This is a genomic window from Sedimentibacter sp. B4 (genome assembly GCF_000309315.1).
GTDB classification, from domain to species: domain Bacteria; phylum Bacillota; class Clostridia; order Tissierellales; family Sedimentibacteraceae; genus Sedimentibacter; species Sedimentibacter saalensis.
Genome location: NZ_CANG01000921.1, coordinates 39177 through 50921, shown reverse-complemented (window position 1 = coordinate 50921; position 11745 = coordinate 39177). Strand labels below are relative to the sequence as shown.

The following is an 11745-nucleotide window of genomic DNA, read 5'->3' as shown; positions in this document are numbered from 1 at the left end:
CTAGCGGAGTTGCGGAGCAACTTTTTTACTATAATTGATAAAATTTTAATATATTGTAATATTTTCTTTTATGAAATATAATTTATATAACAAATTAGGAAGGGGAACGACTATGATTCAATTGGCATCCGTAGTAATATCATTTTTATTGATTCCAGTGCTGGGCAGGACTAAACTTAAGCTGAGCTATATATTGTTGATTTCGGCAGGTGTTTTGGCAATAATTTCAGGAATAGGATTTGAAGGCACAGCACAATCTTTAGCCGAGGTTTTTAAAGGATCATCACTTAGCACTGTACTGACCATACTCATGGTGAGTGTTCTTGGTGGCCTCATGAAACACTACAAAACTCTTGACAAAATAGTAGAAACTATTTTGCTCATAGTAAGTAGCAAAAAAATAATTCTTATGATAATACCTGCTCTAATCGGCATTCTTATAATACCCGGGGGAGCATTGTTGTCTGCACCATTTATAAATAATCTGGGGGAGGAGATGAATATTGCTCCGCCGAAGCGCGCTGCCATTAATCTTGTGTTCAGGCACGTCGCCATGTTTTTACTTCCGTTTTCAACGGGTCTTTTGGTAATTGCCAGTTCAATGCCTGAAATAAACATTACAAAACTGGTTATGTTCAATCTTGCATATGTTGTACCGGTGTTTTTTGTGGGATACTTGCTTTACATAAAAAATATAGAAAGTGAAAAATCAACTCATAAAAAAGATCTAGGCAAGAACTTTTTAAAACTTCTTTTGTATATATCTCCAATCACTATTTGCGTAATATTAAATGCTTTAACAGGATTGCCATTTTATATTACTATGATTGTAAGTGTTGTATGCGTTTATTTTCTAAGCGATAAAAAAGATTTTGTGAAAATCACCATTAAGTCAATCAACTGGCATACAGTTCTTATGGTTGCAATAATATTGCTTCTTAAAGAAATGATTTTGAAAATGGACGATCTTTTACTGATTTTTGGCAATCTGTTTAAACAAAGCGACAGCACATTTTCTGTATTGGTAATATTTCTTGTTTCATCTGTATTCTTTGGTATCATTACGGGTAATCAGACAGCTGCTTTGGCTATAATACTACCCATGGTTTCCCAGCTGAATGTTACGGGCAACATGCTGTATATATATGTTTATTTTGCTTTTGCAAGTGCATTTATAGGATATTTCTTTTCACCTATTCATCTGTGCCAGGCTTTTACAATTCAGCTTATGAATGTTACAACACTTGAACTTTACAAGGAATACAGATACTACCTCTTGTTTTCTTTGATTGTGCTTTTTAGTTCAGCATTCATACTCACTGCAATATTTGCATAAATAAATCTGTACTGCTAAAAAATATCAAATCTGGATATTTACAGAGTATCAGTCTGTCATATAATGAAAGTATAAATGATTAGGAGGCTGTTATGAAAGAGAACTCAAAAAAATATTCAGTATATAAAATGGCGGTTGTGGGTCTTATGGCAGCGATGGTTTTTGTTGCGACGAATTTCAGGATTGAAATCCCCACGCCTCTTGGTAAGACAATGCTTCATCTTGGGAATGTCATGTGTATCTTAAGCGGACTTTTGTTTGGAGGAACAGTTGGAGGACTAGCTGCAGGTTTTGGCTCTGCAATATTTGACTTGTTTGATCCGGCTTTTGCGCCGGAATTTTGGATCACTTTTATTATGAAATTTGCAATGGGTTACGTGGCCGGGAAAATTTCTCACATGGGAAGCTACAACGGTGAGAACAAAAAAGTAAACATAGTTGCTGCTGTTGTAGGAGCTTTTCTATATGTAGCGCTTTATATATCAAAGACTATTATTCTTCAGTATGTTGTGCTGCAAAGCACTTGGGAAGCAGTGGCTGCAGTTGCAGTAACAAAGTTCATAGTTTCATCAACAAATGCTGTAATAGCTGTAATAGCTTCAATTGCTCTGTCCCTGACCATAAGGCCTGCACTGAAGTCAGCAGGAGTATTTGAAAAACTTGAAAGAAACATTATGTGATTTATTTAAATAAGAAATTAACAACAAAAAGGCAGCTCCCATTGCTGCCTTTTCAAATTTTAAGAGGTGACTACTATATTATGCAAGCATTTTTAGGATTGATGCCTTAGGCCTTACTCCTACCATGCTGTTTACAACTTTTCCGTTCTTCATTACTGCAAGTGTAGGAATGCTCATTATTCCAAATGCAGATGCAAGTTCCGGCTGTTCATCAATGTTAACTTTTCCGACTTTTGCATTGGTTACTTCACTGGCAATTTCTTCAACAACAGGAGAAACCATTTTGCACGGTGTGCACCATGAAGCCCAGAAGTCCAGCAATACTGGCTTATCTGAATTTAAAACTTCCTGTTCGAAGTTGTCTTTTGTAATTTTTATTGTACTCATATATTCCATCTCCTTGATTTATTATAGACTCATTTTATCACTTAATGGATATTTAACAGTGATTAAGTCACATGAAAAATAAAAATAATTGGAAATGAAAAATTATGAAATTTACTTTTATCGGCAATACTACTATAATATAAGTACTTAAATTTATATTTATAAATGTAAGGAGATATCATGAAAAAATTATTTTTGAAAACTGACGGGGGTCTAGTCCCCGTTGATGAACAAGTTGCGGAAAAATATAATTTGAAGGAAGGAACAAGATCTCCGTTCAACCGGTTTTGGATTGTTGATGAAAGCGGAAGAACAGGTGATGGAGTCAATGAAACATCAAGTCCCGGTGCAGATGAAATGCCTGCAGGCGAAGGGCTTGAAGATGATGAGATTGTTGAATTTAAAGAAACGGGAGCAATAATGTCTCAATCAGAAATTATTGACTTTTCCCACGGAACCGATTCGGATATATAATTAAAGGGCGCCTATGCGCCCTATTTTTTATAACATTTTATGAATTTTGCACTTTGCTGTCTCTAAAAATTAAAACCTTTGTGCCGTCTCCCAAAGTTTGTTCATCCATCTTTGTTCCATTGACAAAGGCTTCTCCGTTTTCATCCACTCTTATTTCTAGTTTCCTGTTGCCTGTTCCTATGGTGTATGCAGGATATTGTCCATTGCCGTCCACATTGCTGTTAATAATTACAACATTGTCAACTTCCACAGAAGCATAGTTAAGAGATGTTGCGTCACCGCCGGCACCACCGGCACCTCCGTTGGCATCTCCGCCTTCTCCTCCGTCGCCGCCGGCACCTCCGGCACCTCCGGCAGATGTAGCTGTCTGGCTTATGGTAATTGTTGTGCTGATGTCAATAGTATTATCACTGTCAACATCCTCGATGCTTTGTACTACATCTTCGTTTTCTTCATTTTCCGGATGTTCGCAGCATCCATTGTTTCTCCATGTACCCAAGGTTCCTTGAGTGCCTGGATTGTTATATTTTTGTACATATTATCAAACTCCAAAATAATTTACAAGAATCTTGTACAATATTTTGTGCACAACAAAGTAATTGTGTACAAACATTAGAAAAATTTTCAAAAAAATAAAAAATAATATTGACAATTGAATAGTTGCTCAACTATAATAATTATAACAGTTGAGCAACTATTCAACTAAAGAAAGCAGGTGATTGTTTGTCAAAAGATGAAATATTCTGTGATTGCGAAGTTATACACGCAGATATTCTGGAAGAAGTTAAAACAAGAATGCCAATTGAAGAGGATATTTATGATTTGTCTGATTTTTTTAAGGTTTTAGGAGACAGCACGAGGCTTAAAATAATATCTGCACTTGATGCTCATGAAATGTGCGTATGCGACATAGCGGTTTTATTAAATATGACTAAGTCGGCAATTTCTCATCAGCTCAGGTATTTGAAGCAGGCAGATCTTGTGAAATTCAGAAAAGAAGGTAAAGTTGTTTTTTATTCTCTTAAGGATGACCACGTAAAAGACATCTTTGAAATAGGAATGGAACATATTAAAGAAAAATAACACAAAAATTTGGAGGACGTTATGAAAAAGAAATTTATGCTTGAAGGCTTGGATTGTGCAAACTGCACAGCAAAAATTGAAAGGGAAGTCAATGCTCTTAAGGGAGTAGAAAGTGCATCTGTCAGCTTTATGACCACTAAAATGATAATTGAAGGCGATGAGGACGAAATGGCTGATATAATTGCTGCAGCAGAAAAAATAGTGAACAAATACGAACCTAACGTTAAATTTAAGGCCTTATAGGAGCACATATGAAAAGACTTGCTTGGCGGCTTGTATTAAGCTCGATTTTTTTTGCAGCCGCATTTATTATAAATGTTGAAATACTTAAAATAATATTTTTTGTTGTGAGCTACCTGTTTGCCGGGTATGATGTTGTTAGAAATGCATTCAGAAACATTTTAAGAGGAGATGTGTTTGATGAGAATTTTCTCATGGCAGTGGCATCTCTTGGAGCATTTGCTATAAGAGAAGCTCCTGAAGGCGTTGCTGTAATGTTGTTTTATCAGATTGGTGAGCTGTTTCAAAGCTATGCTGTTGGCCAGTCCAGAAAATCTATTACAGCATTAATGGACATAAGACCTGACTATGCCAACGTAAAAACTGAAGATGGACTTGAAGTTATGGACCCGGAAGATGTGAAGATTGGGGACATCATTGTAATAAAACCAGGAGAAAAGGTGCCTCTTGACGGAATAGTCGTTGAAGGAAGTTCAATGCTTGATACTTCTGCACTTACGGGAGAATCTGTTCCAAGAGAAATAATTGCAGGAAGCGACCTCTTAAGCGGATGCATTAATATAAACGGACTTGTGACAGCAAGAGTCACCAAAGAATTTGAAGAATCAACAGTGAGTAAAATTCTTGACCTTGTTGAGAATGCAGGAAGCAAGAAGTCCAAGTCTGAACAGTTCATAACAAAATTTGCAAGATACTACACACCAACGGTTGTTATAATAGCAGCACTTTTGGCAGTTGTTCCACCATTGATAATAAAAGAAGCAACATTCAGCCAGTGGATTTACAGAGCACTATCGTTTTTGGTTGTTTCATGTCCATGCGCACTGGTTATTTCAGTACCTTTAAGCTTCTTCGGTGGAATAGGCGGAGCCAGTAAAAAAGGTATACTTGTAAAGGGAAGCAACTACCTTGAAGCATTGGCAAACACTGAAATAGTTGTGTTTGATAAAACAGGTACCCTAACAAAGGGTGTTTTCAACGTTCAGGAAATCCATCCGGAAGGAATCTCTGAACAGGAGCTTCTTGAACTCACAGCATATGTTGAAAATTATTCAAATCATCCTATTTCATCTTCATTGAAAAGAGCATATAAAAAGGAAATCAATGCAGAAAGAGTATCAAACGTTGAAGAAATTCCGGGACACGGAGTTTCAGCAGTTGTAGACTCAAAAAAAGTGTCTGCAGGCAATGTGAAACTCATGGAGAAAATGGGTATTGAATACAACAAGAATGAATTTTCAGGAACTGTTGTGCACGTTGCAGTTGACAGAATTTATGCCGGTCTTATTGTAATAGCAGATGAAGTGAAGGAAGATTCAAAAAACGCCATAAAGAAACTTAAAAATATTAATATAAAACAAATTATGATGCTTACGGGAGATACATTAAGGGCTGGAGAAAAGGCTGCAAGAGAACTTGGACTTGACAAGGTTTATGCGGAACTTCTTCCTGCAGACAAGGTTGAGAAGGTTGAAGAGCTTTTGACGGAAAAATCTCCTAAAGGGCGGCTTGCTTTTGTAGGTGACGGTATAAATGATGCACCGGTATTGGCAAGAGCTGATATAGGAATAGCAATGGGCGGACTTGGTTCAGATGCTGCCATAGAAGCAGCAGATATAGTCATAATGACTGATGAACCGTCAAAGATAGCAACTGCAATAAAAATATCACAAAAAACATTGAAGATTGCATCTCAAAACATAATTTTCGCCATAGGAATCAAACTTTTAATACTTCTTTTATCGGCAATGGGTTATGCTACCATGTGGGCAGCGGTGTTTGCCGATGTGGGAGTTGCCGTAATAGCAATATTAAATTCCTTCAGAGCACTGAACGTGAAGAACATAGATTAAAAAGGGAGTTGCCTCAGACTATTGACAAACCCTGATGCTGTCATCCTGAACGATAGTGAAGGATCTCATCTTTATTGAAAACATGAGATTCTTCGAGCAAGCTCTCAGAATGACAGCGTCCAAATATATACTTTATCATCTAAACTTGGGCATGGCCCTTTTTATTTATAAAATTTAGCTGACTAATTGCTAGTTTAAAATTTATGTCACATGTGTTATAATATATCACAAAGAAGTAGTATAAACTCAGGAGGACAAAATGGAGTTGAAAAATTTTCAGGAATTGATTGCAAAAGTTCAAAACAATGATTCTAAAAAGAGAGTCGCAGTGGCTGCAGCCCATGATGAACACACATTAGAAGCTGTTTTTAGGGCGGCAAAAGACAAGCTTGTTGAACCTGTGCTTATCGGAGACAAGGAAAAAATCAAAAAAATATTGAAAAACCTCAATGTTGAATTTGATGAAGACTCTATAATCAGCACAAACAGCGACCAGGAAGCAGCTGAAAAAACTGTGGAACTTATAAATGAAAATAAGGCCGATTTCATAATGAAGGGCAAGCTTCAGACAGCAGATTTGTTAAAAGCTGTTGTAAACAAGGAAAAAGGATTAAGAACAGGCAAGGTAATGTCGCATGTTGCAATACTTGAAGTTCCAACGTACCATAAGCTGATTTCAATAACTGACGGCGGAATGATGATGTATCCTGATGTAGAAGAAAAGAAGCAGATAATTGAAAATGCAGTTGATGTTTTTCTGGCAATGGGATATGAATGCCCTAAGGTTGCAGTGCTGGCAGCAGTTGAGACCGTAAATCCAAAGATGCCTGAAACAGTGGATGCCGATATGCTTAAAAAGATGAACGACGAAGGCAAAATCAAGAACTGCCTGGTTGAAGGACCCATATCTGTGGACCTCACTCTTAACAAGGAATCTGCTGAAATAAAAGGATTCAATTCTCCTGTCACAGGGGACGCGGACATACTTATCGCTCCAAATATTACAACTGGAAATATAATGAGCAAGGCCATACTTGAACTTGCACACGGTAAAATGGCAGGAATGATTGTTGGAGCAAAGGTTCCGGTTGTGCTTACTTCAAGGGGAGCAACATCCGAAGAAAAATACCTGTCTCTGGTGTTATCAGCTTCTGCAGTAAAATAAATACGTACAGCTGAGCTATTCAGCTGTTTTTTGTTGTGCAGCTGTTTTTGTTGTTGTATAATGTAAAAAACGAATCGGAGAAACATATGGGAAGAAAAATAGGTATCATAGCAAATAATTCTGAGCTTAAAAAAATAATTGAAAAGCTTTATGCGGACAATATAAAAAGCGGTGAAATAATTATTGAAACCCTTGATGAGGATAAAATCAGCGAACAGGGAATGTTGCTTGAGAAAAAAGGTGTGAAGGCAATTATTGCTAGGAGCGGCGGTTATTTTCACACTGTGGGCAAAGTAAGTGTTCCTGTAATACAACTTAAAATTTCCACCCTTGATATTTTGTATGCCATTATGACCGCGAAAAAGTATAAAAAAGAAGTGGTGCTTGTTCTTTCTCACATGGAAACTTTTGATCTTAATGAATGGAGCGAACTGTTAAATTGCAGCGTCACTATTGAAAAGTTTGATCATCAGGATAAAATTGAAGGAATTATAAGCAGCTATGTATTTGCAGGACGAGATGTTGTAATAGTGGGCGGAGGAATTCCCTGCAAGGCAGCTCAAAATTATAACTTAAATTTTGTGTATATTTCAGCCAGCGACGATTCCATTCACGATGCAGTGGCAAGAGCACGGGAAATAGTTGACAGTCTATATGAGCAAAAATATAAAAATGAAGTTCTTAATACAACACTTGACGGGGTCCATGATGCAGTATTGGCTGTGGACAGAGAAGGAAAAATAATTTTGTACAATCAGCGTGCCCATGAGCTTCTTAAAAAAGACCAATACAATGTGCTTGGAAAAGGCCTGACAGATGTATTTCCGGAACTTAGTACCATTGAGGATGTTTTAAAAACAAGAACTAACAGGTACAATCAAATAATGCAGCTAAAAAAGGTCGTGGTCACAGCAAATATATCAATGCTTGAAATAGAAAACCAGGCTGTAGGTGTTATATGTTCTTTCCAGGATATAACTAAACTTCAGAATTTGGAAAAGAAAATACGATATGAAATGAATAAAAAAGGTCTTGTTGCCAAATTTAAATTCAATGATATAATTGCAGCTGATTCTATCATGAAGGAAACCATGGCAAGGGCTGTTAAAATAGGAATGTCGGACAGCACTGCCATAATTTACGGCGAATCCGGAACGGGCAAGGAAATGATGGCTCAGAGCATACACAACATAAGCGACCGCAAGGATGAACCTTTCGTTGCAATAAATTGTGCTGCATTAACAGAGAGTCTTCTTGAAAGCGAGCTGTTCGGGTATGAAGAAGGATCATTCACAGGAGCCAGAAAGGGAGGAAAGCCCGGTCTCTTTGAACTTGCTCATGGAGGCACAATATTCCTTGATGAAATAAACAGTGTGTCCTTGAATCTTCAGTCAAAGCTTCTCAGGGTGCTTGAAGAAAAGGAAGTTATGAGAATAGGCTCTGATTATGTTATTCCTCTTGATGTAAGAATATTGACTGCTGCTAATGAAAGCCTCAAGGATAAAATCAAGGATGGATCCTTCAGGAGGGATTTGTTTTACAGGCTAAACATACTTGAACTTCACATACCTCCATTAAGACAGAGAAAAAAAGATATACTGCCTCTTTTCAAGCATTATTTGCATGAGTTTGCAGAGGATGGACAAGTCCCTGCAATAAGTTCAGAGTTTGAAGAAAAACTTGTTCTTTATTCATGGCCGGGCAATGTCAGGGAACTTAAGAATATTGCCAAACGATGCGTCATATTTGGAGAATTTAATCTGGACGATAGAGCAGCAGACTGCAAAAAAGACAATGAAGTATTTGAAGCTGAGAATATTGGAGAAGAAATTGAATTTACTGAAGAAAATGCTGAAATAGTAAAAAAATCTAACATTATTCTGGATTTGAAGGAAATAGACAGGTATGTTGAAAATAAAGTCATTAAAATGCTTGAAGAACAGGGAATGTCAAAAAATGATATTGCAAAAATGCTTGGTATAAGCAGGTCATCCTTGTGGAACAAAATAAATTCAGGGAAAGATGTGCAAAAAATTAAACAATAACGTACAAAAATTTATACAAAATTTAAAAAAATAGGCTTAAAATTATGGAAACCATGATTTCAAGCCTTTGTTTTTTGGCATGAATGTTGCTATTCATATTAACAGAAAAATAAAGGAGCGTTAATATGAAAAAATTAATGACAGGAAATGAAGCCATTGCACGAGGTGCTTATGAAGCAGGTGTAAGATATGCTTCAGCTTATCCAGGAACACCAAGCACTGAAATATTAGAAAACATAGCATTGTACAAAGAAAATATAGTGGCTGAATGGGCAGTTAATGAGAAGGTTGCATTGGAAACAGCAATAGGTGCATCCATGGCAGGAGCAAGGGCAATTGCTTCAATGAAACATGTTGGAGTTAATGTTGCTGCGGACCCTTTGTTCACAGTGGCATATACGGGAGTTTACGGAGGACTTGTGCTTGTATCTGCAGATGAGCCGGGACAACACTCTTCTCAAAATGAACAGGACAATCGCAATTATGCAAAATCTGCAAAAATTCCAATGCTTGAGCCTTCAGATTCCCAGGAATCAAAAGACATGACAAAGACAGCTCTGGAATTAAGCGAAAAATATGATACACCGGTACTTCTTCGAATGACTACAAGAGTGTGTCATTCAAAGGCAATAGTTGAATGTGTTGAAAGAGAAGAAAAAGAAATAATACCATACAAAAAAGACATAAACAAATACGTTACAGTTCCAGCTATTGCACGAAAATTGCGTGCAAAGGTTGAAGAAAGACAGCATAAACTTCTTGAATTTTCAAACACAACAAAGCTGAATTTCTTTGAATGGAATAATACAGCTGTAGGAGTTATCACATCAGGTGTATGTTACAGCTATGCAAAGGAAGTGTTCGGAAATACAGTGTCATACTTGAAACTTGGTTTCACCCAGCCCTTGCCAACGGAAAAAATAAGTGAGTTTTGTTCAAAGATAAAAAAGGTATACGTAATAGAAGAAAATGATCCCTATATTGAGGAACAGGTAAAAATACTTGGATTTGAATGTTTCGGAAAAAATACATTCCCTCCTTTTGGAGAAATGCTTCCTGAAGTCATACGTGCTTCCGTGTTCGGAGAAACTCTTCCAACTGTTGAGTATGATGAAAAGGAAGTTGTTTCAAGACCACCTACTCTTTGTGCAGGATGTCCTCACAGAGGATTTTACTATGAACTAGGAAAAAGAAAAAATGTTCTGGTATCAGGAGACATAGGATGCTATTCACTGGCATTTGCAGAGCCTTATAACTGTACGGATCACAACATATGCATGGGAGCAAGCATGAGCGTGGGACACGGAGCGCAAAAGGTGTTCAATATGCAGCAGGACAGCAAGATGAGAGTTGTTTCATGCCTTGGTGATTCAACATTCTTCCACACTGGCATAAACTCGCTTATGAATGTTCTGTACAACAACTCAAATACTGTGAATGTGATTCTTGACAACCGTATTACAGGAATGACAGGACATCAGGAAAATCCAGGTTCAGGCTACACGCTGCAGGGAGACAAGACAGTAATTCTTGACATTGAAGCCATAGTAAAGGCAATAGGATTTAAAAATGTTGTTGTAATAAATCCAAACGACATAAAGGCAGTAAAGACAGCTCTTGACTGGGCTTTAGCACTTGACGAACCTTCAGTTATAATAACTAGATGGCCTTGCGTGTTGAAAAAATTCTCTCCGGAAGACAAAGAAGAATTTAAAGATGCGTTTAAAACATATTGTGCGGTTGATACTGAAAAATGCATTGGCTGTAAAGCCTGCACAAGAACAGGATGTCCTGCCATATCATTTGACAAAAATGAAAAGAAATCATCCATAGATAAGAATTCATGCGTGGGCTGCGAAGTTTGTGTACAGGTATGTCCTGTAAAAGCAATAGGAAAGGTGGAAGCATAAATGACAAAAAGCATATTATTGGTTGGAGTGGGAGGACAAGGAACAATACTTGCCAGCAAACTTCTTACAACAGGATTGATGGAGGCTGGATTTGACGTGAAGATGAGCGAAATTCATGGCATGAGCCAAAGAGGAGGTTCTGTATCATCTCAGGTAAGATACGGAGAAAAAGTTGAATCTCCGGTTATAGAGCTTGGAGGAGCAGACATACTTGTATCATTTGAAAAGATGGAAGCATTGAGATACTTGAATTTTCTTAAGCCGGATGGAAAGGTTGTTGTAAATGACTATGAAATAAATTCAATGCCAATACTTTCAGGAAAAGCAGAATATCCAGTAAATGCAGTTGAAGTATTAAAAAGCAAAGCTACTACAGTTGTAATACATGCAGCGGAGAAAGCTGAAAAACTTGGAAACTCTAAGGTTATGAACATAATATTGCTTGGAACAATCATAAAGGCAATGGGGCTTGAAGAAATTGACTGGGAAAAAATACTCAGAGATAACATAAAAGAAAATTTTGTTGATATCAATTTAACAGCACTTGAAACAGGAAAAAATTTAGTTTAAAC

General features: G+C 37.1%; 12 protein-coding genes. 10 read left to right on the top strand and 2 right to left on the bottom strand.

All coding sequences use genetic code 11. The features are described from left to right. Window positions 1-112 precede the first annotated feature (112 nt). The gene (locus tag BN358_RS15560; RefSeq protein ID WP_019229467.1) at window positions 113-1336 is read left to right on the top strand and encodes a DUF401 family protein; all 1224 of its coding nucleotides are present in this window, start codon (window positions 113-115) and stop codon (window positions 1334-1336) included. Between the two features lie 92 nt (window positions 1337-1428). Next, a complete protein-coding gene (locus BN358_RS15555; protein ID WP_019229466.1) occupies window positions 1429-2016 on the top strand; it encodes an ECF transporter S component in 588 nt (195 codons plus the stop codon). Between the two features lie 78 nt (window positions 2017-2094). On the opposite strand, the gene trxA is transcribed toward BN358_RS15555, so the two are convergent. Next, on the bottom strand, window positions 2095-2403 hold the full coding sequence (trxA, locus tag BN358_RS15550) for a thioredoxin (RefSeq protein WP_019229465.1): 309 nt from the start codon (window positions 2401-2403) through the stop codon (window positions 2095-2097). Between the two features lie 180 nt (window positions 2404-2583). Here trxA and BN358_RS15545 point away from each other — a divergent pair, with 180 nt between their 5' ends. Beyond that, the gene (locus tag BN358_RS15545) at window positions 2584-2877 is read left to right on the top strand and encodes a hypothetical protein (RefSeq protein ID WP_019229464.1); all 294 of its coding nucleotides are present in this window, start codon (window positions 2584-2586) and stop codon (window positions 2875-2877) included. A gap of 37 nt (window positions 2878-2914) precedes the next feature. On the opposite strand, the gene BN358_RS27135 is transcribed toward BN358_RS15545, so the two are convergent. Continuing rightward, window positions 2915-3376 (bottom strand): hypothetical protein, encoded by a 462-nt coding sequence (locus BN358_RS27135; protein WP_019229463.1) that lies wholly within the window; start codon window positions 3374-3376, stop codon window positions 2915-2917. A gap of 224 nt (window positions 3377-3600) precedes the next feature. On the opposite strand from BN358_RS27135, the gene BN358_RS15535 reads away from it, so the two are divergent. The 7 genes from BN358_RS15535 to BN358_RS15505 all read left to right on the top strand — a co-directional run bounded on the left by BN358_RS15535 (window position 3601) and on the right by BN358_RS15505 (window position 11743). After that, the gene (locus BN358_RS15535; RefSeq protein WP_019229462.1) at window positions 3601-3960 is read left to right on the top strand and encodes a helix-turn-helix transcriptional regulator; all 360 of its coding nucleotides are present in this window, start codon (window positions 3601-3603) and stop codon (window positions 3958-3960) included. Window positions 3961-3981: 21 nt separating this feature from the next. Continuing rightward, window positions 3982-4203, top strand: coding sequence for a cation transporter (locus tag BN358_RS15530; protein ID WP_019229461.1), 222 nt, complete (start codon window positions 3982-3984; stop codon window positions 4201-4203). Window positions 4204-4211: 8 nt separating this feature from the next. Then, on the top strand, window positions 4212-6053 hold the full coding sequence (locus BN358_RS15525; protein ID WP_019229460.1) for a heavy metal translocating P-type ATPase: 1842 nt from the start codon (window positions 4212-4214) through the stop codon (window positions 6051-6053). Window positions 6054-6312: 259 nt separating this feature from the next. Further along, a complete protein-coding gene (locus BN358_RS15520; RefSeq protein WP_019229459.1) occupies window positions 6313-7218 on the top strand; it encodes a bifunctional enoyl-CoA hydratase/phosphate acetyltransferase in 906 nt (301 codons plus the stop codon). Between the two features lie 86 nt (window positions 7219-7304). Next, complete coding sequence (locus BN358_RS15515; RefSeq protein ID WP_019229458.1) at window positions 7305-9263, top strand: sigma 54-interacting transcriptional regulator; 1959 nt, start codon at window positions 7305-7307, stop codon at window positions 9261-9263. A gap of 125 nt (window positions 9264-9388) precedes the next feature. Further along, on the top strand, window positions 9389-11173 hold the full coding sequence (gene iorA / locus BN358_RS15510) for an indolepyruvate ferredoxin oxidoreductase subunit alpha (protein ID WP_019229457.1): 1785 nt from the start codon (window positions 9389-9391) through the stop codon (window positions 11171-11173). After that, entirely contained in the window at window positions 11174-11743 is a 570-nt protein-coding gene (locus BN358_RS15505) for an indolepyruvate oxidoreductase subunit beta (protein WP_019229456.1), read from the top strand. Window positions 11744-11745 lie beyond the last annotated feature (2 nt).

Bases quoted from the DNA above. Each gene is read 5' to 3' on its own strand.
- iorA (WP_019229457.1), top strand. From the start codon at position 9,389: ATGAAAAAATTAATGACAGGAAATGAAGCCATTGCACGAGGTGCTTAT.
- BN358_RS15520 (WP_019229459.1), top strand. From the start codon at position 6,313: ATGGAGTTGAAAAATTTTCAGGAATTGATTGCAAAAGTTCAAAACAAT.
- BN358_RS15560 (WP_019229467.1), top strand. From the start codon at position 113: ATGATTCAATTGGCATCCGTAGTAATATCATTTTTATTGATTCCAGTG.
- BN358_RS15530 (WP_019229461.1), top strand. From the start codon at position 3,982: ATGAAAAAGAAATTTATGCTTGAAGGCTTGGATTGTGCAAACTGCACA.
- BN358_RS15505 (WP_019229456.1), top strand. From the start codon at position 11,174: ATGACAAAAAGCATATTATTGGTTGGAGTGGGAGGACAAGGAACAATA.
- BN358_RS15555 (WP_019229466.1), top strand. From the start codon at position 1,429: ATGAAAGAGAACTCAAAAAAATATTCAGTATATAAAATGGCGGTTGTG.
- trxA (WP_019229465.1), bottom strand. From the start codon at position 2,403: ATGAGTACAATAAAAATTACAAAAGACAACTTCGAACAGGAAGTTTTA.
- BN358_RS15525 (WP_019229460.1), top strand. From the start codon at position 4,212: ATGAAAAGACTTGCTTGGCGGCTTGTATTAAGCTCGATTTTTTTTGCA.
- BN358_RS15515 (WP_019229458.1), top strand. From the start codon at position 7,305: ATGGGAAGAAAAATAGGTATCATAGCAAATAATTCTGAGCTTAAAAAA.
- BN358_RS15545 (WP_019229464.1), top strand. From the start codon at position 2,584: ATGAAAAAATTATTTTTGAAAACTGACGGGGGTCTAGTCCCCGTTGAT.